Raw genomic sequence first — 24,722 nt, 5'->3', positions numbered from 1 at the left:
GTGTCAATGTATATGTGTTTAAGCGCGTCATCTCAAACTGGATGACCCTCATGAAAAAGCTTCTGTCCACGTTCACCGCGCTCGTTGCGCTCGGTCTTTCCGGCGTTGCCAACGCTGCCGACCTCGTCATCTATACCAGCCAGCCGAATGCCGATGCACAGGCAACCGTCGATGGCTTCAAGGCTGCCAATCCGGGCGTGGATGTCGAGTGGGTGCGTGACGGAACTCCGCAGATCATGGCGAAGCTCAATGCGGAAATCGCTGCCGGAAACCCGATCGCCGATATTCTGCTGATCGCCGACACGGTAACGTTCGAACGCATGAAGGCCGCCGGCCAGCTGCTCGCCTACAAGTCGCCGGAAGCAAAGAACTTCGACGCCTCGCTCTATGATGCAGATGGTTACTACTACTCGACCAAGCTGATCACCACCGGTATCATGTACAACACCCAGGCTGCGATGAAGCCGACGAGCTGGGCTGATCTTGCCAAGCCGGAAGCCAAGGGCCTCGTCACCATGCCGAGCCCGGTTGCTTCGGGTGCTGCTCTCATTCACGCCCAGACGCTTGCTGCCGTCGATGGTCTCGGCTGGGACTATTACAAGCAACTGAAGGACAATGGTGCGGTCGCCGCCGGTGGTAACGGTGGCGTGCTTAAGGCCGTCGCTTCGGGCGAAAAGGCATATGGCGTCGTTGTCGACTACATGCCGATCCGCGAAAAGGCCAAGGGCGCTCCGGTCGAGTTCGTCTTCCCGAAGGAAGGCGTCTCCGCCGTCACAGAGCCGGCTGCAATCCTGTCGTCGACCAAGCATCAGGACAATGCCAAGAAGTTCATCGATTATCTTCTCTCCGAAAACGGCCAGAAGATCGCCGCAGGCCTCGGTTACATCCCGGCTCGCAACGGCATCGACCTGCCGGCCGGCTACCCGGCGCGCAGCGAGATCAAGGTCCTGCCGCTCAACGCTGCGGACGCGCTGAAGAACTCGGAAAAGGACGTGAAGACGTTCTCCGATATTTTTGGCACCAAGGGCTGATATAAGGCCTGATGTTTCGATCTCAGAATCAAGGAAACAGCCAGCCCCGCTGGCTGTTTTCCTTTGTCGTCGTGGTGATCTTCTTCCTGAGCGTACTTCCGCTCGGACGGCTTGCCGCGACCGGCTTTTCATCGCTTTTCAGTGGTGGGGCGCGTGCGCTTCTTTCTGATCCTGTCGTCTGGCAGGCGGTCTACGATACGCTCACCACATCGATCCTCGGCATGATTGCAGCCGTCATCCTCGGCGGCGGGTTTGCGCTGCTGCTGACGCTGTTTGACGTGCGCGGCAAGACGGCCCTCGGTTTCCTGTTCATGCTGCCGACGATGATCCCGCCGCAGGTGACGGCGCTTTCCTGGATCGGCATGACCGGACCGTCGAGCGCGCTTTTGAAGGCGATCGGCATGGCGCCGCCGCTGGGCAGTCCGCAGCCGCTCTATTCGATCGGCGGTATTGCGCTGCTCTATGGCGTGCAGAATGCGCCGCTGGTTTTCCTGTCGCTGCGCGCCGGTCTTCTGGCGCTGCCGCGCGACGGGGTAGAGGCCGCACGGCTTTCCGGCGCTTCGTCCTGGCAGGTGCTGAAGGATATCATTCTGCCCTTGTCTCTGCCCGGTTTCGTCGCTGGCGCAGCGATCGCCTTCGTTTCCTGCGTCGGCAATTTCGGCATTCCGGCCATTCTCGGCATTCCGGCTTCGATCTATACGCTGCCGACCCTGATCTATTCGAAATTTGCCGCCTTCGGCCCGAATACCTTCGCCGATGTTTCGCTGCTTTCCGGCCTCATCGCCATCCTTTCGGTTATCGGCCTGACGGTCGAGGAACGGGTTTTGCGCGGACGTGACTATCGCGTCATCGGGCTTTCGGGGCAGGTGGCGATGTTCCGGCTCGGCAACTGGCGGTTGATCGGTGAACTGGTGCTGTGGCTGGCGATTTTCATCACGCTCGTGATGCCGCTGACGGCGCTGATTGCAAGCTCTCTGGCGCCCGCCTATGGCGTGCCTTTGACGCCTGCAACGGCAACGCTGGATGCCTATCGGGAGGTCCTGTTCAAACAGGCGATCACCCGCACGGCGTTCACGAATTCCGTATCGCTGTCGCTTGCGACGGCGCTTGGTCTCCTGGTGGTGACTGTGCTGACGGGGTATTATCTCGTGCGCTCAAAAAGCAAGGTGGCGCCGGTGCTTTCGGCGCTTGCCGAAATCCCTTACGCGCTGCCGGGTATCGTGCTCGCTGTCGCACTGATCCTCGTCTTCGCCGCGCCGATCCCGATCATCGGGGTTTCGATCTACGGCACGATCTGGATCATTCTTGTTGCTTATTTCTCCAGCTTCTTCGCTGTCAGCCTGAAGCCGGTGGTGAGCGCGTTCCGGCAACTCGATCCGTCGCTGGAAGAGGCCGCACGCCTCGCTGGTGCAGGTTTCGGGCGGCGGCTGACGGATATCGTTGTGCCGCTGGTCGCACCGGCTGCGGGCGCGTCCGTCATTCTGGTCTTTCTCATTGCCTGCAACGAGCTCACCGTCTCGGCCATCCTCTGGTCGGCCGGAACGCAGACGCTTGGTGTGGCGATTTACAATCTCGATGATAGCGGCAGCTTCAATCTCGCTGCAGCGCTTTCCGTCCTCGTGGTCATCATGGTGATCGCGATGATGCTGGTGCTGGAACTGATGGCGAAGAGACTGCCGAAAGGTGTGGTGCCGTGGCGAAGCTGATCCTCAACCGCCTGTCCAAGGCATTCGAAACCGGCGGTCGAGCTGCCGTCAACGACGTGTCGCTGGAAGTGCGCGACGGCGGGTTTCTGGCGCTTCTCGGGCCTTCCGGCTGCGGCAAGACGACCGTCCTCAGAATGATCGCCGGTTTCGAGCAGCCGACGGATGGCTCGATCCTGCTCGGCGACCGGGTGCTGGCGGATGCCGGCGAGATGGTGGCGCCGGAACATCGCAATATGGCGATGGTGTTTCAGTCCTACGCGCTGTGGCCGCATATGAGCGTTGCCGACAATGTCGGATATCCCCTGAAGGTGCGTGGTGTCACCGGTGAGAGACGAAATGCCAAGATCAGGGAAGCGCTTGCTGCGGTGAGGCTCGAAGCCTATGCGGATCGCCGCCCTGCCGATCTCTCCGGTGGACAGCGACAGCGCGTTGCGTTGGCGCGCTGCCTGGTGACGGAGCCGGACGTGGTTCTGCTCGACGAGCCGCTCGCTAATCTCGACCGGCATCTGCGACAGGAAATGGAAGAAACGTTCCGCGAGTTTCATCAACGCTCCGGTGCGACGATGATCTATGTCACGCATGACCAGGCGGAAGCGATGGCGCTGGCGACGGATGTTGCGGTGATGTCGGAAGGCAGGCTTCTGCAGGTAGCAAGCCCACAGGAAATCTATGCGCGGCCGGAAGGACGGCTGGTCGGCGGTCTGGTCGGGCAGGGGGCGATTGTCGCCTGGCCGGCAGCTTCGGCTCAGACTCGCCAGTTGGACTGGGATGTGCTGCAGCAGCTTCTGAGCCGCTCGCATGGCGCCGATTACGCCGACATTCTCATTCGTCCGCAGGATGTAGAGATTGCCGGCGAAGGTGTGCCGGCGCGGGTGACGTCGGTGCTGTTCGAGGGTGAACGTTACGCGTTGAAGCTGGCGCTTGGCGACGAGCAGGCTCTGCGGGCGTTCAGCCGGCAGCCGGTCAAGGTGGGCGATATGGTTTCGATCGTCATTCGATCGGCCTGGAGGCTTTAGCTCTTTGTTTTGCACATGTCTTTATCCCGAAACTGGTGACCATCTTCGGGAGATATGCTGTAGCCGTTCGGAAAGTCCGGTAGCCAGCCACATTTCGGCTGGCTAAGGTGCCGCGCAGAATAGGGAAACATGCATGTCTCTTCGCCTCGGCACCTTCAATATCGAAAACCTGATGACGCGCTTCGATTTTTCCGGCTGGCGCAACCAGTTGCGACAGGACCGGGTGTTGCGGCTTTTCGAAGTGGGCAGCAAACAGGAATACGAGCAGCTTGAGCAGGCGCGCCTGATCGCTGAAACGGATGATACCCGGCAGCTGTCGGCGCTCGCCATTGCCGATGCGGATGCCGATATCCTCTGCCTGCAGGAGGTGGACAACATGCCGGCGCTGCAGGCTTTCGAATACGGCTATCTCTACCGTATGGTCGGCAACGGTTATCTGCAGAAATTCCTTGTCGAGGGCAATGACGGGCGCGGCATCGATGTTGCCGTCCTGATGCGTGAAGAGACGCGAAGCGGTGAAAAGATAGAGGTTCTCGACGTGCGCAGCCACGCGATGCTGACCTATCAGGATCTTGATCTGTTCAACGACGAACTGGCGCTGACCAACCGCCCGACCGACAAGATCTTCAAGCGCGACTGCCTGGAACTGGACCTGAGGATCGGTGGCAAGCCGCTGTCGCTTTATGTCGTGCATTTCAAATCGATGGGCAATGCGCGCGACAACAAGGACGGGCGTATCGGCACGATGGCGATCCGCATCGCCGAAGCGAAGGCCGTGCGGCACATCATCCAAAAGAGGTTTGGTGCGGAGAATGCAGGCCGGATGAATTTTGCCATCTGCGGCGACATGAACGATTATCAGGAGCGGGTGAAGGTCATCGGCACCCGCCGTTCGGGCTATCAGTTCGAGGCCGTGACGGAAGAGGCGAGTGCGCTCGACGTCTTCAGCCATGACGGTTTTGCGCACAACGTGATGACCCGGCGCGACGTGATGGATCGCTGGACGCTCTATCATGCCCGCGGACCGCTGGAGCAGCATCTCTGCCAGCTCGATTATATCTGGCTATCGCCTGCGCTGGCCGAGAGAAACCCGACGACCGTTCCCGATGTCATTCGCAATGGTCAGCCTTTCCGTACCGTCTTTCCGCCGGGTCAGGAGATCGAGCGCTATCCGCGTATCGGCTGGGATAGACCCAAGGCGTCGGATCATTGCCCCATCGTGGTGGAGTTCAACCTTTCATGACAACGAATTTCGCCGGCAAATTCGCCGGCAAGCCTGCCGGAATCTGGCCGCCGCCGGAAAGCCCCGCTCGCGTCGATGCCTTCGATCTTTCGGTGGTGGACGGGCCGCATCCGCTTTATGCCGCGCATCAAAAGGAGATCGAGGCGAACTGGGTAAGAGAATCGGAAGCCAATCCGCATCTCTTCAACGGTCAGATGGTGCTGCAGCGGCACCTGACCTACGACAAGGGTGTCATTCGCGGTGTGGCGCATGTCATTCCCTATTCGACGCTTCTGTGGTGGCGCAAGCGACCTGATCCCGAAGGGGCGCTGCATCTGTTCGGCTATCCCGTGCTTGTCTCGTCCGATGGCGCGATCATCGCCATCCGCATGAGCGACCGCACGGCCAATCCGGGGCAGGTTTATTGCGCGGCAGGCTCGCTCGATCTGAGTGATATCATCGATGGAAAGCTCGATCTTGCCGGCAACATGGTCCGGGAGGTTCGCGAGGAGACGGGGCTTGATCTCGCCGAGGCTGAGGCCGATTCGCATTTTTACGCCAGCCACCTGAATAGCCGTATCGTTGTTTTCAGACTTTATCGCTTCCCGGTGACATCGGCTGAGCTCAAGGCCCGGATCGAGGCGCATATGCCGTATGACGAGGAGCAGGAGATCGATGGCGTTGTCGTCATACGATCTGCCGACCCCAAGGCCCATAACTACAATCCGCTGATGCTGCCGATCATGGACTGGTTCTTCGCAAGCGTACGCAGTTAACCCCTCGCTTGCTTCCTTTCGCGCGGTCGGGCAGGGTGCGACACTGTCTTGAAGGGGAGGAGAGCTGTGGCAAGACATTATGCCATCTATGATGTTTTCACCGATCGGAGACTTTCCGGAAACCCGCTTGCTGTGATTTTCGATGCGGAAGGACTTTCGGACGACGCCATGCAGGCAATCGCACGGGAAATGAACCTGTCCGAGACTGTCTTCTTATGGCCGGCGGAAGCAAACGGGCATTCGGCGCAGATCCGCATTTTTACGCCAGGCAAGGAATTGCCCTTTGCCGGGCATCCGACGGTCGGAGCCGCCATCGCCCTTGCCGAGCGCGATCACGAACCGGGTGTGACCGAGCTCGATCTGATGTCGGTGCTTGAGGAGCAGGTTGGTCCGGTACGCTGCGCCATCAAGATGCGGCGGGGAGAGGCGACATTTGCCGAGTTCGAGCTTCCGCGCCGTCCGACAAGGATAGAGATTCCGCTCGATCGGGAGGGGATAGCGGATTCGATCACGGTCAAAACCACCGACATGGCTTTCGAAAATCATACGCTGTCGATCTGGAGTGCGGGCGTGCCTTTTCTGCTCGTGCCGCTGCGCAACCTTGCAACGGTGCAAAATCTGGAATTCGAAGCAACATTATGGGAGCGGGTCGCTCCATTCGTGGATGGTGCGCTTGCATCGGCCTATGTCTATTGCCGGGGGGGCGTGCATCATCAGGCGAAGTTTCATGCGCGGATGTTTTCACCGGATATGCGGATCTGGGAGGATCCGGCCACGGGCGCTGCCGTCGCAGCTCTGGCGGGAGCGATCCAGCAATTCGACGCGCTTCCCGACGGTCACCACCCGATCGTCGTGGAGCAGGGAGTGGAAATCGGCCGCACCTCCTTCATCCATCTGCATATCGATTCCAGGGGCGGCGAGATTTCCAAGGCTCGTATCGGCGGGCATGCGGTGAAAGTGGCGGAGGGCATGCTGCATATCTGAAAAAAATGCAGAGGCCAAAGCCCGCGAAACAAGGCTTTCCGGCTGTCGTCGTGATTTTTTTGAGCAGTTGCACAAAGAAAATCATTTTGGCCGCTAGACAAGCCAAAAGAAGCTCTTTATACGGCCACTCACACCAACGGCGCAGGCCACTGAGGCGGTTGGTTACGGGTGATTAGCTCAGTTGGTAGAGCAGCTGACTCTTAATCAGCGGGTCGTAGGTTCGAGCCCTACATCACCCACCATCTCTTCTTAAAATAAAGATATGACAATAGTTTATCGCTGAAAACAAAGTTTTCGGCGAAGGGAACTTCTTTTGTCTTTCGTGCATTTATCCGGCAATTCAAACCTTGATGGACTGCCTGGCGTGCGCGCGATTTTTACCCTCGTCTCCACAATCGCATGTGCGGTGATTCTCTTCGCCGCAGGACTTGGCATCGTGGCTTATGCGACGCGGGACTACGAGCCTCATCATTTCGCCCATATGGAGACGCCCGACCTGTGGACGTCCACGCCGACCGCGGTCGATCCGGCCAAGCAAGATTATCAGCGAATAGAAGGCGTGCAGGTGGCAGCCTACGTTGCGCCGACCGATGGGGATGTGGAAACGGCCTCCTTTGCCCGTAGCGAAGAGCGTGACGTGCAGAAACGCGCCATCGCGGAAAATGCCTCAGAGCCTGCCCAACCGGTAGACACTGCCTCAGCGGGCAATGCGCAGATCGATGCAGGGCATGTGGATTGGTGTCTTGCCCGCTACCGCTCCTATCAGGTTGAAGACAACAGCTATCAACCCTTTGGCGGCGGTCCGCGACGGGAATGCGTGTCGCCGGTCATGGACATGGTATCTGCCCAGCCTGCAATGGACGCGTTCGATATCGATGGGGGCGAACAAGTGGGGGCTATTCCCGTAGCGTCGGCTGCGGTCATGACATCGCAGGAGCAGCAGACGGCAGACGTGAGGTCGATGCCGAACGGGACGCATGAGGCCTGGTGCCACGAGCGCTATCGCTCCTATCGGAGCGAAGACAACAGCTACCAGCCTTTCGACGGTGGTCCGCGCCGAGCCTGCATGTCGCCTTACGGCTGATACGCCAATAAGGCTACTAGCTCGCCTCGCGCATCAGCATACGGTTTTCCTCGACCTTCAACGTCTGCACACGCTTGGCAAGCCAATCGACGACGACCCGCACCTTGTTGCTGAGGTGGCGGGTCTGCGGATAGACGATGTAGAGCGGAAAACTTTCGCAGGTCCAGTCCGTCAGGATCGGCACCAGCTTTCCTTCCTGGATGGGTTTTTGGGCCATGAAGCGCGGAACCTGCGCCACACCGACGCCGGCAATTGCGGCATCGAGGTAGGAGCGGGCGTCGTTGACCGAGACGATGTAGTTCGGATCAATCTCGATTTCCTCGTCGCCGCGAGTGAAACTCATCTGCATGATCTTGCCGGACGGCGCCTGCAGATAGCCAACGCAGCGATGGCCGTTATTGAGGTCGGTCGGGTGCATGGGCTCGCCCATCTTTTCGAGATAGAGCGGAGCTGCATAGGCTTGCATGCCGATTTCTCCGACCTTTCTAACAATCAGCGACTGGTCCGTCGGAGTGCCGCCGCGAAGGGCGCAATCGACGTTTTCTGCAATGTAATCCACCAGCCGGTCACCGACACCGATATCGAGCTTAATCAGCGGATATCGTTCATGAAAATCACATAGGTGCGGGATGATCAGGAGATCGGCAAAGGCGCCTGCCATTTCCAGGCGGACACGGCCGCTGGGCTGTGTCTGTGAGGTGGAAAGACTGCCGTCGAGCTCGGCTATGTCCGCGAGGATCTGGATCGCCCGTTCATAGTAGAGGGCGCCGTCAGTGGTGACCATGACGCGCCGTGTCGTGCGGTTGAGCAGGGTGGTGTGCAGATGCGCCTCGAGCGCCTGCACCATGTTGGTGACAGTGGTTTTCGGGATGTTGAGCGTCGTTGCCGCCCGGGTGAAATTCCCGGTCTCGACGACCCTTACGAAAACACGCATTGCCGATAGCTGGTCCATGGAATTCTCCTTGCGACGCGATTATCCATGAATTTGGAAAAGTGTTGCCGATCGGAGCGTATTGCGCTTGCGATCCCGAACAATAATATCTGAATACGAATTCGCCGCAAGACCTGCGGCTAAAACGAAAGAAACGTCATGTCGCTGCGCTGGGAAACATTGGAGATCGATGGGCCTTGGAAGGCCTCTATCCCCGTGCGCATTCACAAGGGCAATGTGCAAGGCGGCAAGCCGCCGGTCGTGCTCTACCTGAAGGGCGATGCGTTTCAGGCGACTGCAGATCGTGACGCTCCACGTCCGGTCGTCAGCGCTCTTGAAGAGGCAGGCGCGGTCGTGGTCGAAGCCGATTACGGGCGCGTGTCGGGCAATGTCTTCCCCAAGGCAATGGAATGCGCGTTTCTGGCGCTCTATGGCCTCAGCAAGAAGCTGAACGATTACGGCAAGGGTAAATCGCCCCTGCTGATTGCCGGAGATGAGGCCGGCGGCAATGTTGCCGCAGGAGCCGCGTTGAAGGCGAGGGACCAGATGCCCGGCCGCCTGACCGGGCAGGTTCTGCTCTCCCCGATGATCGATCCGATGATGACATCGGCCTCGATCCGGGGGGCAGACGAGATCGGCATGCGTGAACGCTGGTCGGACGGATGGAGCCATTATCTCGGTTCCGCCTGCTCGATGCAGCACCCTTATGCCGCGCCCTGTCTGTGTTCGCGGTTATCGGGTGTCGCACCGGCTTTGGTCATGACATCGGAAGACGATCCCCTGCGGGACGAAGCACTCGGTTATGCCGAGAAGCTTTCCGTGGCAGGGGTGAGCGTCACCAAACGTGTATTGCCCGCCGGCAGCGGCTGGACGGGCTTGTATCACGGCGTTGGCGGAGCCTGGTTAGCCGGGCTTTGCACGGAGTTTTCGACCTTCGTTCGTCAGTTGACGAGCTGAGGTCAGCAGTTTCTGCCCGCATTTTAGTTCCAGGAAACGATAACAGCCCTTCCCAAGGCTGAAGGAGTTCACAATGACATCGAAGACACCCCGCTGGGCCCTGTTGGGCGCCGGCCTGACTGCCTCTGTGCTTTTTGCAGGCGCAGCCTTCTATTTCGACATGCCGAATGGCGCCAATGCTGCATCGCCTGCAGAGGCAGCGGCACCTGCGGCCATTCCGGTCACCGTTGCCACCGTGCAGCCCCGCAAGGTCGTTACGTGGCAGGAGTTTTCCGGCCGTCTGGAAGCTGTCGATCGCGTTGACGTTCGTCCGCGCGTTGCCGGTGAGGTCAAGTCCGTCCATTTCCGCGAAGGCGGACTGGTCAAGGCTGGTGACCTGCTGGTGACACTCGATCCCGAGCCTTACATGGCGGCTGTTGCCGAAGCGGAAGGCTCCGTTGCCTCGGCGGAAGCAAAGCTTGCCTTTGCCGAAACCGAGCTTGAGCGGGGCAATACGCTTCTTTCGCGTAACACGATTTCGCAGAGCGATCTGGCGCAGCGGCAGAGCACGCAGCGCGAAGCCAAGGCTAATCTCCAGTCGGCCAAGGCAGCGCTGCGTGTCGCTGAACTCAATCTCGGCTATACCGAAATCAAGGCGCCGATTGCCGGACGTGTCGGCAGAATAGAGGTCACGGTCGGCAATCTGGTTGCCGGCGGCTCGGCTTCGGCTCCGCTGACGACGCTGGTTTCCGCCGATCCGATTTATGCGAGCTTCGATGCGGACGAGCAGTTGGTAACCCGCACGCTTGCCGAACTGCCGCTTGTCGACGGGCAGCCGGCCATTGATCAGGTTCCGGTCGAAATCGCAACGCTTGCCCCCGGCTCGGAAGCCATCAAGGGGCATCTGCAGCTCATCGACAACCAGGTGGCGGCCGGTACCGGCACGATCCGGGTGAGGGCGGTGTTCGGCAACCCGGGCGGCAGGCTGATCCCTGGCCAGTTCGTGCGGGTTCGCATGGGCGAGCCTGAACCGATGGACCGCGTTCTCGTCAGCGAACGGGCGCTCGGCAACGACCAGGACAAGAAATTCGTTCTCGTGGTCGACGGCAAGAATACCGTCGCCTACCGCCCGGTCGAACTGGGTGAGGCCATCGACGGCATGCGCATCGTCGAAAAGGGACTGAGTGCCGGCGACCGCATCGTCGTCAACGGATTGCAGCGCGTGCGCCCCGGCGCAACGGTCGATCCGCAGGACGAAGCGAAACTCGCCTCCAAGTAACCAGCGGGCCGGCTGACCGGCCTTTCCAAAACTGAACCAATCGATCGCCCGCGGCAGTGTGCTGCGGGCGCAAGGGCCCTTTGCGCCCTGACCATCGCCCAGGAGAGAGGGCTTCAAGATGAACATATCCCGATTCTTTATCGACCGGCCGGTGTTTGCGGCGGTCCTTTCCGTCCTCATCGTCGTTGCCGGCCTGCTAGGCCTGCGCTCGCTGCCGATCTCGGAATATCCGAATGTCGTGCCGCCATCCGTGGTGGTGAAGGCGACCTATCCCGGCGCCAACCCGAAGGTCATCGCCGAAACGGTGGCGACCCCGCTCGAAGAGCAGATCAACGGCGTCGAGGACATGCTCTACATGTCCAGCCAGGCGACGTCTGACGGCGTCATGACGCTGACCGTCACCTTCAAGCTCGGCACCGACCCGGACAAGGCGCAGCAGCTGGTGCAGAACCGCGTCAGTCAGGCGGAACCGCGCCTACCGACCGAAGTGCGCGCACTCGGCATTACAACCGTGAAAAGCTCGCCGGACTTCATCATGGTGGTCAATCTGGTCTCGGATACCGATCGCTATGACCTGACCTATCTGCGCAACTATGCGACGCTCAACATCAAGGACCGGCTTGCCCGGATCGAGGGCGTCGGGCAGGTGCAGATTTTTGGCGCCGGCGATTATTCGATGCGCGTCTGGATCGATCCGCAGAAGGCCGCAGCGCTTTCGCTGGCTGCAAGTGACATCACCGAAGCCATCCGCGGGCAGAACGTGCAGGCGGCTGCCGGCACGATCGGCGCATCGCCATCCGTTCCGGGCGTCGACATGCAGTTGAACGTCAATGCGCAGGGCCGTCTGACGACACCGGAAGAGTTCGGCAATATCATCGTCAAGACCGGTTCGAATGGTGAAATCACCCGCCTGCGCGATGTTGCTCGTATCGAACTCGGCGCGGCCGATTATTCGTTGCGGTCGCTTCTCGACGGCCAACCTGCCGTGGCCATTCCGGTCCTGCAGGCTCCGGGGTCGAACGCCATCGAGATCGCCGATCAGGTTCGTTCCACCATGGACGAATTGCAGAAGGCGATGCCGGAAGGCGTGAAATACGAAATCGTCTATGACACGACCAAGTTCGTACGCTCGTCGATCGAAAAGGTCATCGATACGTTGCTTGAAGCCGTTGCCCTCGTTGTTCTCGTGGTCATCATCTTCCTGCAGACATGGCGTGCCTCTATCATTCCGCTGATTGCGGTTCCGGTCTCGGTCATCGGCACGTTTGCGGTCATGTATGCCTTCGGCTTCTCGATCAATGCGCTGACGCTGTTCGGGCTTGTGCTGGCGATCGGCATCGTCGTCGATGATGCGATCGTGGTGGTCGAAAACGTCGAGCGAAACATCGAGAACGGCCTAAGTCCCCGCGAGGCGACATATAAGGCGATGAGCGAAGTGTCCGGTCCGATCATCGCGATTGCGCTGGTTCTCGTCGCGGTCTTCGTTCCGCTCGCCTTCATCACCGGTCTGTCGGGCCAGTTCTATCGCCAGTTCGCGCTGACGATCGCCATCTCGACCGTCATTTCCGCGATCAACTCGCTCACTCTGTCTCCGGCTCTGGCGGCTCTTCTTCTGAAGGATCATCATGCGCCCAAGGACTGGCTGACACGTGGCATGGACAAGCTGTTCGGCTGGTTCTTCCGTGGCTTCAACCGAGGTTTCGGTAAAGCAGCGAACGGTTACGGCCGCTCGGTCGGCGGGCTTCTGTCGCGCAAGAGCATCGTCATGGTGATCTATCTTGCGCTGGTCGGCGCCACCTACAGCGTCTTCACGGCGGTTCCCGGCGGTTTCGTGCCGGCGCAGGACAAGCAGTACCTAATCGGCTTTGCCCAGCTTCCAGACGGCGCCACGCTCGACCGGACGGAAGACGTGATCAAGCGGATGAGCGATATCGCCATGGAACAGCCGGGCGTCGAACATGCCATCGCCTTCCCGGGCCTGTCGATCAACGGTTTCACCATCGGCTCCAACTCGGGCATCGTGTTCGCCGTGCTTGACGATTTCGACAAGCGCAAGACGCCGGAGCTTTCGGGCGGTGCCATCGCCATGGCGCTGAACCAGAAATATGCCGGTATCCAGGATGCGTTCATCGCAATGTTCCCACCGCCGCCGGTCAACGGTCTCGGCACGACGGGCGGCTTCAAGCTGCAGATCGAGGATCGGGCCGGCTATGGTTACGAGGCACTCGACGAGGCAACCAAAGCGGTGATGGCAAAGGCCATGGCTGCACCGGAACTGACGGGCGTCTTCTCAAGCTTCCAGATCAACGTTCCGCAGCTCTACGCAGACCTTGATCGTGCCCGTGCAGAACAGCTCGGTGTCTCGGTGCAGGATGTGTTCGAAACGCTGCAGATCTATCTCGGCTCGCTCTATGTGAACGACTTCAACGCCTTCGGCCGCACCTACAGCGTCCGCGTCCAGGCCGATGCGCAATACCGCGCCAAGGCTGAGGATATCGGTCAGCTGAAGGTCCGTTCGCAATCGGGCGAGATGATCCCGCTTTCGGCGCTTCTGAAGGTCGATGCGTCGGCAGGTCCGGAACGGACGACCCGTTACAACGGTTTTCTGTCGTCGGATATCAACGGCGCTCCGGCACCGGGCTATTCGTCGGGTCAGGCGGAAGCTGCGATCACCAAGATCCTCGCCGAAACCTTGCCCTCGGGTATCGATTTCGAATGGACGGACCTGACCTACCAGCAGATCCTTGCCGGCAATTCGAGCCTCATCGTCTTTCCGCTCGCCCTGCTGCTGGTCTATCTGGTGTTGGCTGCCCAATATGAGAGCCTGACATTGCCGATTGCGATCATCATGATCGTGCCGATGGGCGTGCTGGCTGCATTGACGGGCGTCTGGCTGACGGGAGGCGACAACAACATCTTCACCCAGATCGGATTAGTGGTGTTGGTGGGGCTATCGGCGAAGAATGCGATCCTGATCGTGGAATTTGCCCGCGAACTCGAACTTGCCGGAAGAAAGCCGTTCGAAGCGGCGGTCGAGGCAAGCCGGCTGCGCCTTCGCCCGATCCTGATGACGTCGATGGCGTTCATCATGGGCGTGGTGCCGCTGGTCATCTCGACCGGTGCCGGTGCGGAAATGCGTGCCGCCATGGGTGTTGCCGTCTTCTCCGGCATGATCGGCGTCACCTTCTTCGGCATCTTCATGACCCCGGTCTTCTACATGCTGGCACGTCTGCTTGCGGGCAACCGTCCGCTGCGCAGCCACGGCACCGAGGTTGCACCTGCTCTCTCCCCGGCCGAGTAGGTGCACAGGCCGCGCGGGCATCTCTCTCCGTCCGCGCGGCGTTTTCTTTCAGAGCGCTCCGCCGTCTATGATCAGCGTCTGCGCTGTCATGGCGGCGGATGCGTTTGAAGCTAGAAAGAGGCAGGGGCCGACAAGATCTTCGGCGTCGAGCGTTCGCTTCAGGCATTGGCGAGCGAGCATTGCCGCCATCCCGTCATCCGTCAGCCAGAGACGTTTTTGCCGTTCGGTGACGATCATGCCCGGCAGGATCGCATTGACCCGGATACCCTCCGGACCAAGCTTCCCTGCCAATCCCTTCGTCAGGCCTATAATCCCGGCCTTGGCGGTCGTGTAACTCGGATAATCCCCCATATTCAGCAGGTACGAGATCGACGAGAAATTGACGATCACGCCACCGGCTGCCTGGCGGATGAACGGAACAGCAGCCTGCGAAACGAAGAACATCTGCTTCAGGTTGATCGCCTGGGTTTTATCCCAGTAGTCCTCTGTGACGTCCGCCATCTCATGCCGGTCATCCCAGCCCGCGTTATTGACCAGAACGGAAAGCGAGCCCAGACGCTCAGCGGCTTCACGAACGGCGGCTTGAGCCTCATCCACATTGGAAAGGTCCGCCTTGACGAATACCGGCTCGTGGGCCGCATCCTGCGCCAGTTGCTCGACCAGTGTCCGGCTCGGTTCCTCGGCGATATCGATAAAGGCGACCTTCGCGCCTTGTCTCACGAAACCTTCGACAAGAGCCGCGCCGATCCCCGAACCGCCACCGGTGATTAAGACGCCGCGTCCATCAAGATCAGCATGGCTTACGGATGGGTATGTCAAATGATCCTCCCTTTGATGTCCCGCGGCAAACTTACGCCAGTGGGTGAAAAATTCACGGGATTATTTGCGCCTGCGTCACTGGCGAGATAGTCATGGAGACCCCGCCATTCGCCACTCAATTCGAGAGGAAATTCCTTGTCTTCTGCTTCTGCTGAAAACCCGGTCCTGCCGTCGCGCGACTATGCCGCCTTCCTGTTCGACATGGATGGCACGATTCTGAGCTCGACGGCCGCGGCGGAACGGGTCTGGGGCAAATGGGCAGAGGGCATGGGGCTCGATGTCGAAAAGTTCCTGCCGACCATGCATGGCCGTCGCGGCATCGACACGATCACCGACCTCAATCTTCCCGGCGTCGATCCGCAGGTCGAGGCGGAGAAGATTTTGCGCGGAGAGATCGATGATGTGGAAGGTGTCGTGCCGCTTGGCGGGGCTGCCGAGTTCCTGAAGGCCCTGCCGGTCGAGCGCTGGGCGATCGTCACATCCTCGCCGCTGGAACTTGCCAAGGCGCGACTTGCTGCAGCCGGTATTCCCGTGCCGAAATATCTGGTTTCGGCGGAAGACGTGACAATCGGAAAGCCTAATCCTCAGGGCTATCGGCTCGGTGCGGACCGGTTGGGCGTCAAGGCGGAGGACGTGTTGGTTTTCGAGGATGTGCCGGCAGGCATACAGGCAGGCGAGGCGGCTGGCGCCGAGGTGATGGTGATCACCGCGACGCATCATCATCCGGTGGATGGCGGACGGTACAGGATGAAGGATTACACGGCCGTCGCCGCGCATGTGGGCGACGACGGCCGTTTGTCGGTTCGCAAGGCCTGAGGCCCGTCAGGCGGTCTCATTGGAGGTTCGCATATACTGGACGGTGGCGAACCACAGAACCGTACCGAAAGCGAGCAGGGCGCCTGCGATCACGTATTGAACCGGGTCGCGGCCTGTCCACGGACCTGCGAGGAACGCGCAGGTGATGGCGCCGAGCACAGGCAGTATCGTCGGCGTGCGGAAATGCTTGTGCTCGACCTTGTCCTTGCGCAGGACGAGGACTGCGACATTGACGATGGCGAAGACGCAGAGCAGCAGCAGTGCCGTCGTGCCACCCAGCGCCTTCACGCCACCGGCAAACACGATCAGGGCGACAGCCAGCAGCGAGGTGAAGACGATCGCCACATAGGGCGTGCGGCGTTCGGGATGAACCTTGCCGAGTACATCCGGCAGCACGCCTTCGCGGCTCATGCCGTAGATCAGGCGGCTTGCCATCATCATGTTGATCAGGGCCGAGTTGGCGACCGCAAACATGGTGATGACGGCAAAAACACCGATCGGGAAATCGGGCGCACCGGCCTGGATGACCTTCAGGAGCGGTGTGTCGCCTTCGCCCAGTTCAGTCGCCGGGACCAGCGTGATCGCGGAGATCGCAACGAGGATGTAGATCAGGCCGGTGATGGCGAGGCCACCGAGCAGGACTTTTGGAAAGATGCGGCTCGGCTGCTTGCATTCCTCTGCCATGTTGACCGAATCCTCGAAGCCGACCATGGCGAAGAAGGCGAGCGTGGTGGCGGCGATGACCGGCCAGAAAAAGCCGGTGCCTTCCGGGTGCTCGAAGGTCCAGGCGCGCGAGACATCGCCCTGACCACCGGCGATGGCCCAGAAACCGATACCGATGATGATCAGCAGGCCGGTGAGTTCGACGACGGTCAGAAGCACGTTCAGCTTGACGCTTTCACCGACGCCGCGAAAATTCACCGCCGCAACAAGCGCGATGAAGCCGACGGCGAGCAGTGGAACACCCCAGGAACCGAGATCAAGGCCAAGCGAGGTGGTGAAGTTGGCGGCAAAGGCCTGCGATGCAGTGGAAGCAGAGGTGATGCCGGAGGACATGACTGCGAAGGCCACGAGGAAGGTGATGAAATGCACACCGAACGCCTTGTGCGTATAGAGTGCTGCACCCGCCGCCTGAGGATATTTGGTGACAAGCTCCAGGTAACTGCAGGCCGTCAGCAGGGCGACGATGAAGGCGATCAGGAAGGGCAGCCAGACGACACCGCCCACTTCGGCAGCGACCTGTCCGGTCAGGGCATAGATGCCGGTTCCCAGAATGTCGCCGATGATGAAGAGGAGAAGCAGGCCCGGCCCCATGACGCGCTTCAGTTCAGGACGGTCGCCCTTTTCCTTGGTGACATTCTGCATCGCTTGTTCCTCCCAGCATCGAAATCATCGCAAACAATGGCGTGAGGTGGCGGAAGGTTCCAAGGATGCGAAATTGATGTGGATGTGATCTGGCGTCAGATCTGCAGGAATCCCAGTGTGATAGCGGCCAGAACAAGGTAGCGCGCCGCCTTGCCGATGAAGACGAGGATGAGGAATGTGGGCAGCGGTTCACGCATCACACCGGCGGCGACCGTCAGTGCATCCCCGCCGATCGGCAGCCAGCTCAAGAGAAGCGACCATTTTCCATAACGGCGGTACCAGCCCTGCGCCTTTTCAAGCTGCGCCGGCTTGACCGGAAACCAGCGCCGGTCCTTGAACCTCTCGACGCCACGGCCCAGCAGCCAGTTGACGGCGGACCCGAGCGTGTTGCCGACCGAGGCGGTCAGAAGCAGGGCGATCAGCGAATAATCGCCCTTCAGGATCAGGCCGACGAGAATGGCTTCCGATTGCAGCGGAAGGAGCGTCGCCGCGATGAAGGCTGCGGAAAACAGACCCGCATAGGCGGCGAGGTCGAATACCATCTGATCGTGATCCTAGTGGAGACAGGGATAGAGAAAAGGGCGACGTTGCCGCCGCCCTTCGATAGTTCCTGGTGACCGGAAGGATCAGGCTTTGGTCGCGCCTGCCGTGTCTTCGGTAACATCGTCTGCCGGCTTCTGGGCGCGGTGGCGAGTACGCCAGTCGCCGAGGAAGAGCAGGATCGGGGCTGCGATGAAGACCGACGAAAGAGCTGCGACCGCAATACCGAAGACCATCGGGATGGCGAAGCTCGACACGGCGCTGCCGCCCCAGATTGCCATCGGCAACATGCACAGGAACGCGGTGGCGGATGTGTAGAGGCTTCGTGCCAGCGTTTCGTTGATCGACAGGTCGATCAGGTCGCGCAACGGCATCTTCTTGTAGATACGCATGTTTTCGCGCATGCGGTCATAGACCACGACCTTATCGTTCACCGAGTAGCCGACAAGCGTCAGCACGGCGGCGATAGCGGTCAGGTTGAAGTCCAGGCCGGTGATCGCGAAGAAGCCGACGGTTTTGGTGATGTCGAGGATCAGGGTAACGATCGCACCGACCGCGAACGGCCATTCGAAGCGCACCCAGATATAGATCATCATCGCGATCGAAGCGAGGAAGAGCGACAGGAAGCCTGCAACGGCAAGCTCGCCCGAAACCTTCGGGCCGACGACTTCGGTGCGCTCCACCTTGGCGGTCGGGTCGATCTTGATGACTTCAGCCTTGAGGGCCTCGACAGCAACAGTCTGTGCCTCTTCGCCGCCTTCCTGGCGCTCGACACGCACGAGAACGCGGTTGTGGGCACCGAATTCCTGCAGGCCGACTTCACCGAAGCCGAGTTCGCTGAGGCCGGAGCGGAAGGCCGCCAGATCGGCTTCGTTCTGGGTTACGACTTCCATCTGGATACCACCGCGGAAGTCGACGCCGTAATTCAGGCCAGGCTTGAAGAACAGGAAGACCGAGGCGATGGAGAGTACGATCGAAATGCCGATACCGATATAGCGACCGCGCATGAAGCGAATCTGCGTGCCATCCGGAACCAGATTGATCGGCAACAGCGGCTTGATCTCGATCTTCTTCAGCTTGCGGCGGGCGGTGATGGCGACCATGGCGACGCGCACGACCGAAACGGCGGTGAACATCGAGATCATGATGCCGAGGCCCATGGTGACGGCAAAGCCGCGAACCGGGCCGGAGCCGAACCAGAAGAGAAGAACCGTTGCGATAAGGGCGGTGACGTTGGAGTCGACGATGGTCGAGTAGGCGCGGGCAAAACCTGCGTCGATCGCCGCAAAGGCGCTCTTGCCCTTGCGGGTTTCTTCCTTGATGCGCTCGTTGATCAGAACGTTGGCGTCAACGGCCAAGCCGATACCGAGCACGACGCCGGCGATGCCGGGCAGTGTCAGTGTCGAGCCGATCAGCGTCAGGCCTGCAAAGGTGAGGATAACGTTGATGAGCAGGGCCGTGTTGGCGAGGATGCCCCAGAAGCCATAGAGGAAGAACATGAAGCCGACGACCAGCACGAAGCCGATGAAGCCGGTGAAAATGCCCATTTCGATGGCGTCAGCACCGAGGTCGGCACCGACGGTGCGCTCTTCGATGACGGTCAGCTTGGCCGGAAGAGAACCGGCGCGCAGCAGGGCTGCGAGCGTGGTGGTTTCCTGAGGCGTGAAGCTGCCGGAGATCTGACCGGAGCCGCCTGTGATCGGCGTCTGGATGGTCGGTGCGCTCAGGACCTTGTTGTCGAGAACGATGGCAAAGGGACGGCCGACATTGGCGGTCGTGATCTGGGCAAAACGGGTCGCACCGGCGCTATCGAAGCGGAAGGTGACGATCGGCTGCTGTGTCTGCTGTTCGAACGCGGCGCGGGCATCCGTCAGGCGGTCGCCGGAAAGTTCGACGCGGTCGAGAACCGGATACTGTTGGCCGCGCTCGTCGGAGAGCATGGTGACGCCGGGTTCACCCGGATTGCCGAGCAGGTGGAAGCTCATCTTCGCGGTTGAGCCGAGAAGCTGGCGCAGGCGCGACGGATCCTGTTCGCCCGGAAGCTGAACGAGGACACGGTCTGAGCCGACGCGCTGGATCGTCGGTTCGGCGACGCCGACCTGGTCGACACGCTGGCGGATGATCTCAAGGCTCTGCTCGACGGCACCGGCGATGTGGGCATTGATGCCCGCTTCGGTCTGCGAGATCGAGATGGAATTCTCGCTTGGCGTGGTGATCGAAAGGTCGGAACTGCCGACGGAGCCGAGACCGACCGGGTTGGACAGGGTCTGCAACTCGGTGACGGCCTGATCGCGCTGGGCGGGATCGCGCAGCGTCACCAGGATCGCGTCGCCTGCGCGGCGGATGGCGGAGGTGTTGATGTTCTTGTCGCGCAGGACGCGGCGTGTGTCCTGGGTCAGGCTCTGGATACGCTCGTTGATCAGATCGGCGCGATCGACTTCGAGCACCAGATGCGAGCCGCCGCGAAGGTCGAGACCGAGCGATACGCGGCTATGGGGAAGCCAAGACGGCATGCGGTCCAGCGTGGACTGCGGAATGACATTCGGCAGTGCCACCAGAATGCCGATGAAGATGATGAAAGCATAGCTTGCCACCAACCACGGGGAATTTCTCATTGTTCAGATCCTGTTTGGCCCGGACCGATCAGCGGTCAGCTTGGCCGTCAACTTTCATGCCGTGAGGCGAATGTCGTGCTCAAGCCGGGACAGGCGGTGCGCGGGGCAGGGCGCTTGGCCAGTCATCACCGGAAAACAGAGCATTCTTATGACCGGGAGCCTGTGCGGCTGTGTAGATCTTTGCCGGCAGGGCGAAGAATTGCGGCGCAGGAAGGCCTTCGTCGGTCGAGGCATGGTTGCCCGTACCATCCTTGCGCTCGGCAATGGAAACGGCACGCAAGGGCTCGCGCTTGGTCAGCGCCGGGGAGCGGTCCGAGCGATCATCCACCGGTCGTGCCGAGGCGGCGATGTCAGTATTGCGTGGGGAGCCGGCGAGAAGACCGAAGAGGGCAATGAGGAAAGCGGCGGCGAGAACAGGCAGGCGCGCAAGATCGGCTTGCACGCGCTCGCTTTTCTTCCGATGTCGCAGCGGAAATACCGCCATCCGCACCTTCCCGGATATTAGAGATTCGGAAATAGCTCCGAACGAGGCCGCCTTCTAGAGGACGGTGCCAATTCGGTCAACAAAACGGACCTCTTTCGAGGCCCGATGTATTTTAGCGGATGCGCTTGGCGGCGGGTTCCGGCACCAGTTCGCCATTCAGGCGGCGATCGAGGTAATCCTCGCATTCGCCCATCAGCGTATCGACCTGACCGTTGAAGAAGTGGTTCGCACCTTCGACGATCTTGTGCGTGATGAGGATGCCCTTCTGGGTCTTCAGCTTCTCGACGAGGCCGTTGACGTCCTTCTCCGGCGCCACCTTGTCCGAATCACCGTTGATGATGAGGCCGGACGACGGGCAGGGGGCGAGGAAGGAGAAGTCGTAGATGTTCGGCTGCGGCGCGATCGACATGAATCCTTCGATTTCCGGACGGCGCATCAGCAGCTGCATGCCGATCCAGGCGCCGAAGGAATAACCGGCAACCCAACAGCTTTTCGAATCGGGATGCAGGCTCTGCACCCAGTCGAGCGCCGATGCGGCATCCGACAGTTCACCGGCGCCATGGTCGAATTCGCCCTGGCTGCGGCCGATCGAGCGGAAATTGAAGCGCAGCGTCGTGAACCCGCGCTTCTGGAACATGTAGAAGAGCTGGTAGACGATCTGATTGTTCATCGTGCCACCGAACTGCGGGTGCGGATGCAGGATGATCGCGATCGGCGCACTCTTTTCCTTGGAGGGCTGGTAACGTCCTTCCAGGCGGCCGGCAGGGCCGTTGAAAATCACTTCGGGCATCGGTACTCCGGTCAATCGTGTTTGGTTCCAACTTACGCTTGCCGTCGAGTTTGACTTGACGAAGGCGCTCAGCTTTTCTAGAACTCAGTTTAGAACCATTCGAAACTTGAGCATGCGACAGCAATGCCCGTTGCGAAGTCTCTTAAGGCAAGCGCAGTTGAGATTTCAACTAAAATGAGGATTCTGCGTCCGCGTGGAGTTCAAATCTATCTGTCGACCAAGGAAGCGCAGCTAAACGATGGCGTTGAAGCGGACATATCTCGACTGGAATGCGACGGCTCCCCTGTCTGAGGCCGCGCGTCTTGCGATGATCGAGGCGTTCTCGTTGCCTGGAAATGCATCTTCCGTTCACACTGAGGGAAGGGCTGCGCGTGCCGCCGTGGAAAAGGCGAGACGCCAGGTGGCTGCTCTTGTCGGCGCGGACCCCGCCCACGTGACATTCATGAGCGGCGCGACCGAAGCCTCCAATCACGTTTTGACGCCGGATTACCGGATGGGTCGGGCGCCGGTGACGGTTTCTCGTCTTTATTGTTCTGCGATCGAACATCCGGCAATTCGCGAGGGCGGTCGCTTTGACGCAGAGCAAGTGAAGGAAGTGCCGGTCAATTCGGCTGGCATTGTCGATCTTGCGGCTCTCGAAGCGCTTCTCGCCAATCACGATCCAGCCTCGGGACTGCCCATGGTGGCTGTGATGTTGGTCAATAACGAGACGGGTATCGTTCAGCCGGTCGCCCAAGCCGCAGCGCTTGCGCATAAATATCGTGGCCTGATGGTGGTCGATGCGGTTCAGGCGGCAGGGCGCATCGCACTCGATATCAATGCGCTGGACGCCGACTTTTTGATCGTCTCTTCGCACAAGATCGGCGGTCCGAAAGGCGTCGGCGCACTTGTCTCCCGCGGGGAGGTGCTGATGCCGAAACCGCTCATCCGTGGCGGCGGCCAGGAAAAGGGTCACCGTTCGGGGACAGAGAATTTTCACGCAATCATCGGCTTCGGCGCAGCGGCTGAAGTGATGTCTGAAGATCTGGAAAGCCGCACGACCCGGATCGGCGAACTGCGGGACAGGTTGGAACATGCGATGGTGCAGGCGGCACCGGATGTTGTCATCCATGGTGCAGACGGTCCGCGTGTTGCCAATACGAGCTTCTTCACACTTGCGGGGCTTAAAGCGGAAACGGGGCAGATTGCCTTTGATCTCGAAGGCATCGCGCTTTCTGCCGGATCCGCCTGTTCTTCCGGCAAGGTCGGCCAAAGCCATGTCCTGACGGCCATGGGCTTCAACTCGGATATCGGGGGCTTGCGCATTTCTCTCGGCCCGGAAACGACCGAGGCCGACATCGAGGCAGCCATCGCTGCCTTTCGGAAAATAGCCGGTCGTCGCAAGCTGCCGGAACAAGCCGCATAAGTGGCTTTCTGATTTGGCGGAAAAGCAATTTTCTGCTTGCCAAAAGGTGGGAAAGTCTCCTTTTGGCGCTTACATGGGGGAGGCATTGTTTTTCCCCGCAAGACTGACGGAATTGCCGGAATTTGAACCGGCAAAATTTGGAGACTGAAGATGCCTGCTGTCCAGGAAACGATCGATCAGGTCCGTGGGATCGATATCGATCAGTACAAATACGGCTTCGAGACTGTTATCGAAGTGGACAAGGCTCCGAAGGGGCTTTCTGAAGATATCATCCGCTTCATTTCGGCCAAGAAGCAGGAGCCGGACTGGATGCTTGAATGGCGTCTGGATGCCTATAAGCGTTGGCTGACCATGGAAGAGCCGACCTGGGCTCGTGTCGATTACCCGAAGATCGACTTCAACGACATTTACTATTATGCCGCACCCAAGAACGTGACCGGCCCGGTGTCGCTCGACGAAGTCGATCCGGAACTGCTGCGCACCTATGAGAAGCTCGGCATTCCGCTGCGCGAACAGGAAATCCTGGCCGGCGTGCAGACCTCCAAGGTTGCCGTCGACGCGGTGTTTGATTCTGTTTCGGTCGTCACGACGTTCAAGAAGGAACTTCAGAAGGCCGGCGTGATCTTTATGTCGATCTCCGAAGCCATCCGCGAGCATCCCGAACTGATCAAGAAGTATCTCGGTTCGGTCGTGCCGACGACGGATAACTATTACGCGACGCTGAACGCTGCGGTCTTCACCGACGGTTCGTTTGTCTTCGTGCCGAAGGGCGTTCGCTGCCCTATGGAACTGTCGACCTATTTCCGTATCAACGAGAAGAATACCGGCCAGTTCGAGCGCACGCTGATCATCTGTGAGGAAGGCGCCTACGTTTCCTATCTGGAAGGCTGCACGGCGCCGCAGCGTGACGAAAATCAGCTCCATGCCGCCGTCGTCGAACTCGTTGCTCTCGATGATGCAGAGATCAAGTATTCGACAGTGCAGAACTGGTTCCCGGGCGACAAGGAAGGCAAGGGCGGCATCTATAACTTCGTCACAAAGCGTGGCGATTGCCGTGGTCACCGCTCGAAGATTTCCTGGACCCAGGTTGAGACCGGTTCGGCGATCACCTGGAAATATCCGTCCTGCATCCTGCGCGGCGATGAAAGCCAGGGTGAGTTCTATTCGATCGCCGTCTCCAACGGCCATCAGCAGATCGACAGTGGCACCAAGATGATCCATCTCGGCAAGAACACGTCGAGCCGCATCATCTCCAAGGGTATTTCGGCCGGTGTGTCGCAGAATACCTATCGCGGCCAGGTGTCTATCAACCGCCGAGCTGAGAACTCCCGCAACTTCACCAACTGCGATTCGCTTCTCATCGGCGACAAGTGCGGTGCGCATACTGTGCCCTATATCGAGGTGAAGAACCAGTCGGCGCAGATCGAACACGAGGCGACCACCTCGAAGATCTCCGACGACCAGAAATTCTACGCCATGCAGCGCGGCATTCCGGAAGAAGAAGCGATCGCCCTGATCGTCAACGGCTTCGTCAAGGATGTCATCCAGCAGCTGCCGATGGAATTTGCCGTCGAAGCCCAGAAGCTGATCGGCATCTCGCTTGAGGGTAGTGTGGGGTAACG

The 24,722-nt window shown here is 60.0% G+C and carries 20 protein-coding genes and 1 tRNA gene; 14 read left to right on the top strand and 7 right to left on the bottom strand.

The genetic code is table 11. The features are described 5' to 3' along the window. The first annotated feature begins 50 nt into the window (after nt 1–50). The 8 genes from JNB91_RS06045 (at nt 51) to JNB91_RS06010 (ending at nt 7,819) form a co-directional block, all read left to right on the top strand. On the top strand, nt 51–1,031 hold the full coding sequence (locus JNB91_RS06045; protein WP_220324631.1) for an ABC transporter substrate-binding protein: 981 nt from the start codon (nt 51–53) through the stop codon (nt 1,029–1,031). A gap of 11 nt (nt 1,032–1,042) precedes the next feature. Further along, on the top strand, nt 1,043–2,737 hold the full coding sequence (locus JNB91_RS06040; protein WP_220324630.1) for an ABC transporter permease: 1,695 nt from the start codon (nt 1,043–1,045) through the stop codon (nt 2,735–2,737). Next, a complete protein-coding gene (locus tag JNB91_RS06035; protein WP_220324629.1) occupies nt 2,725–3,753 on the top strand; it encodes an ABC transporter ATP-binding protein in 1,029 nt (342 codons plus the stop codon). The genes JNB91_RS06040 and JNB91_RS06035 overlap by 13 nt, the downstream gene beginning before the upstream one ends. Before the next feature lie 133 nt (nt 3,754–3,886). Further along, nucleotides 3,887–4,996, top strand: coding sequence for an endonuclease/exonuclease/phosphatase family protein (locus tag JNB91_RS06030; protein ID WP_220324628.1), 1,110 nt, complete (start codon nt 3,887–3,889; stop codon nt 4,994–4,996). After that, nucleotides 4,993–5,751: an NUDIX hydrolase gene (locus JNB91_RS06025; RefSeq protein ID WP_220324627.1), complete on the top strand. Its 759-nt coding sequence runs from the start codon at nt 4,993–4,995 to the stop codon at nt 5,749–5,751. Before JNB91_RS06030 ends, JNB91_RS06025 begins: the two co-directional genes overlap by 4 nt. A gap of 66 nt (nt 5,752–5,817) precedes the next feature. Next, nucleotides 5,818–6,735 carry a PhzF family phenazine biosynthesis protein gene (locus JNB91_RS06020; RefSeq protein ID WP_220324626.1) on the top strand — a complete coding sequence of 306 codons (918 nt, stop codon included), beginning with the start codon at nt 5,818–5,820 and terminating at the stop codon, nt 6,733–6,735. Nucleotides 6,736–6,901: 166 nt separating this feature from the next. Continuing rightward, a tRNA-Lys gene (locus JNB91_RS06015) sits at nt 6,902–6,977 on the top strand. 122 nt (nt 6,978–7,099) lie between these two features. Then, on the top strand, nt 7,100–7,819 hold the full coding sequence (locus JNB91_RS06010; RefSeq protein WP_220324625.1) for a BA14K family protein: 720 nt from the start codon (nt 7,100–7,102) through the stop codon (nt 7,817–7,819). A gap of 16 nt (nt 7,820–7,835) precedes the next feature. Here JNB91_RS06010 and JNB91_RS06005 read toward each other — a convergent pair whose 3' ends face one another. Next, a complete protein-coding gene (locus JNB91_RS06005) occupies nt 7,836–8,771 on the bottom strand; it encodes a LysR family transcriptional regulator (RefSeq protein WP_220324624.1) in 936 nt (311 codons plus the stop codon). 138 nt (nt 8,772–8,909) lie between these two features. Here JNB91_RS06005 and JNB91_RS06000 point away from each other — a divergent pair, with 138 nt between their 5' ends. The 3 genes from JNB91_RS06000 to JNB91_RS05990 all read left to right on the top strand — a co-directional run bounded on the left by JNB91_RS06000 (nt 8,910) and on the right by JNB91_RS05990 (nt 14,266). Then, nucleotides 8,910–9,707, top strand: coding sequence for an alpha/beta hydrolase fold domain-containing protein (locus JNB91_RS06000; RefSeq protein ID WP_220324623.1), 798 nt, complete (start codon nt 8,910–8,912; stop codon nt 9,705–9,707). Between the two features lie 73 nt (nt 9,708–9,780). After that, a complete protein-coding gene (locus JNB91_RS05995; protein WP_220324622.1) occupies nt 9,781–10,965 on the top strand; it encodes an efflux RND transporter periplasmic adaptor subunit in 1,185 nt (394 codons plus the stop codon). Nucleotides 10,966–11,083: 118 nt separating this feature from the next. Continuing rightward, the gene (locus tag JNB91_RS05990; RefSeq protein ID WP_220324621.1) at nt 11,084–14,266 is read left to right on the top strand and encodes an efflux RND transporter permease subunit; all 3,183 of its coding nucleotides are present in this window, start codon (nt 11,084–11,086) and stop codon (nt 14,264–14,266) included. Nucleotides 14,267–14,314: 48 nt separating this feature from the next. Here the strand turns inward: JNB91_RS05990 and JNB91_RS05985 are convergent, their stop codons facing one another. Continuing rightward, nucleotides 14,315–15,085, bottom strand: a complete 771-nt coding sequence (locus tag JNB91_RS05985) for an SDR family NAD(P)-dependent oxidoreductase (RefSeq protein WP_220324620.1) — start codon at nt 15,083–15,085, stop codon at nt 14,315–14,317. Nucleotides 15,086–15,286: 201 nt separating this feature from the next. Here JNB91_RS05985 and JNB91_RS05980 point away from each other — a divergent pair, with 201 nt between their 5' ends. Next, a complete protein-coding gene (locus JNB91_RS05980; protein ID WP_430736257.1) occupies nt 15,287–15,901 on the top strand; it encodes an HAD-IA family hydrolase in 615 nt (204 codons plus the stop codon). 6 nt (nt 15,902–15,907) lie between these two features. Here the strand turns inward: JNB91_RS05980 and JNB91_RS05975 are convergent, their stop codons facing one another. The 5 genes from JNB91_RS05975 to JNB91_RS05955 form a co-directional block, all read right to left on the bottom strand. Next, nucleotides 15,908–17,266, bottom strand: coding sequence for an APC family permease (locus JNB91_RS05975; protein WP_223218074.1), 1,359 nt, complete (start codon nt 17,264–17,266; stop codon nt 15,908–15,910). Nucleotides 17,267–17,361: 95 nt separating this feature from the next. Then, nucleotides 17,362–17,808, bottom strand: coding sequence for a YqaA family protein (locus JNB91_RS05970; RefSeq protein ID WP_220324618.1), 447 nt, complete (start codon nt 17,806–17,808; stop codon nt 17,362–17,364). An 84-nt stretch (nt 17,809–17,892) separates the two neighbouring features. Then, nucleotides 17,893–20,421, bottom strand: coding sequence for a protein translocase subunit SecD (secD, locus tag JNB91_RS05965; protein ID WP_220324617.1), 2,529 nt, complete (start codon nt 20,419–20,421; stop codon nt 17,893–17,895). 79 nt (nt 20,422–20,500) lie between these two features. Beyond that, on the bottom strand, nt 20,501–20,863 hold the full coding sequence (locus JNB91_RS05960; protein WP_220324616.1) for a hypothetical protein: 363 nt from the start codon (nt 20,861–20,863) through the stop codon (nt 20,501–20,503). Nucleotides 20,864–21,017: 154 nt separating this feature from the next. Continuing rightward, nucleotides 21,018–21,695 carry an alpha/beta hydrolase gene (locus JNB91_RS05955; protein WP_220324615.1) on the bottom strand — a complete coding sequence of 226 codons (678 nt, stop codon included), beginning with the start codon at nt 21,693–21,695 and terminating at the stop codon, nt 21,018–21,020. Nucleotides 21,696–21,933: 238 nt separating this feature from the next. Between JNB91_RS05955 and JNB91_RS05950 the strand changes: the two genes are divergently transcribed. Together JNB91_RS05950 and sufB are read left to right on the top strand one after the other, a co-directional pair. Beyond that, nucleotides 21,934–23,100: a cysteine desulfurase family protein gene (locus JNB91_RS05950; RefSeq protein WP_220324614.1), complete on the top strand. Its 1,167-nt coding sequence runs from the start codon at nt 21,934–21,936 to the stop codon at nt 23,098–23,100. Between the two features lie 150 nt (nt 23,101–23,250). Beyond that, complete coding sequence (gene sufB, locus JNB91_RS05945; protein ID WP_220324613.1) at nt 23,251–24,720, top strand: Fe-S cluster assembly protein SufB; 1,470 nt, start codon at nt 23,251–23,253, stop codon at nt 24,718–24,720. Nucleotides 24,721–24,722 lie beyond the last annotated feature (2 nt).

This window comes from Aliirhizobium wenxiniae, assembly GCF_019511445.1.
GTDB classification, from domain to species: Bacteria; Pseudomonadota; Alphaproteobacteria; order Rhizobiales; family Rhizobiaceae; genus Neorhizobium; species Neorhizobium wenxiniae_A.
The sequence above is the reverse complement of the archived record's forward strand: the minus strand, read 5'-3'. Positions and strand labels throughout refer to the sequence as shown.

Bases quoted from the DNA above. Each gene is read 5' to 3' on its own strand.
- JNB91_RS05995 (WP_220324622.1), top strand. From the start codon at position 9,781: ATGACATCGAAGACACCCCGCTGGGCCCTGTTGGGCGCCGGCCTGACT.
- secD (WP_220324617.1), bottom strand. From the start codon at position 20,421: ATGAGAAATTCCCCGTGGTTGGTGGCAAGCTATGCTTTCATCATCTTC.
- sufB (WP_220324613.1), top strand. From the start codon at position 23,251: ATGCCTGCTGTCCAGGAAACGATCGATCAGGTCCGTGGGATCGATATC.
- JNB91_RS06030 (WP_220324628.1), top strand. From the start codon at position 3,887: ATGTCTCTTCGCCTCGGCACCTTCAATATCGAAAACCTGATGACGCGC.
- JNB91_RS05970 (WP_220324618.1), bottom strand. From the start codon at position 17,808: ATGGTATTCGACCTCGCCGCCTATGCGGGTCTGTTTTCCGCAGCCTTC.
- JNB91_RS05950 (WP_220324614.1), top strand. From the start codon at position 21,934: ATGGCGTTGAAGCGGACATATCTCGACTGGAATGCGACGGCTCCCCTG.
- JNB91_RS05955 (WP_220324615.1), bottom strand. From the start codon at position 21,695: ATGCCCGAAGTGATTTTCAACGGCCCTGCCGGCCGCCTGGAAGGACGT.
- JNB91_RS06045 (WP_220324631.1), top strand. From the start codon at position 51: ATGAAAAAGCTTCTGTCCACGTTCACCGCGCTCGTTGCGCTCGGTCTT.
- JNB91_RS06000 (WP_220324623.1), top strand. From the start codon at position 8,910: ATGTCGCTGCGCTGGGAAACATTGGAGATCGATGGGCCTTGGAAGGCC.
- JNB91_RS06025 (WP_220324627.1), top strand. From the start codon at position 4,993: ATGACAACGAATTTCGCCGGCAAATTCGCCGGCAAGCCTGCCGGAATC.
- JNB91_RS05980 (WP_430736257.1), top strand. From the start codon at position 15,287: ATGGATGGCACGATTCTGAGCTCGACGGCCGCGGCGGAACGGGTCTGG.
- JNB91_RS06005 (WP_220324624.1), bottom strand. From the start codon at position 8,771: ATGGACCAGCTATCGGCAATGCGTGTTTTCGTAAGGGTCGTCGAGACC.
- JNB91_RS05975 (WP_223218074.1), bottom strand. From the start codon at position 17,266: ATGCAGAATGTCACCAAGGAAAAGGGCGACCGTCCTGAACTGAAGCGC.
- JNB91_RS05990 (WP_220324621.1), top strand. From the start codon at position 11,084: ATGAACATATCCCGATTCTTTATCGACCGGCCGGTGTTTGCGGCGGTC.
- JNB91_RS06040 (WP_220324630.1), top strand. From the start codon at position 1,043: ATGTTTCGATCTCAGAATCAAGGAAACAGCCAGCCCCGCTGGCTGTTT.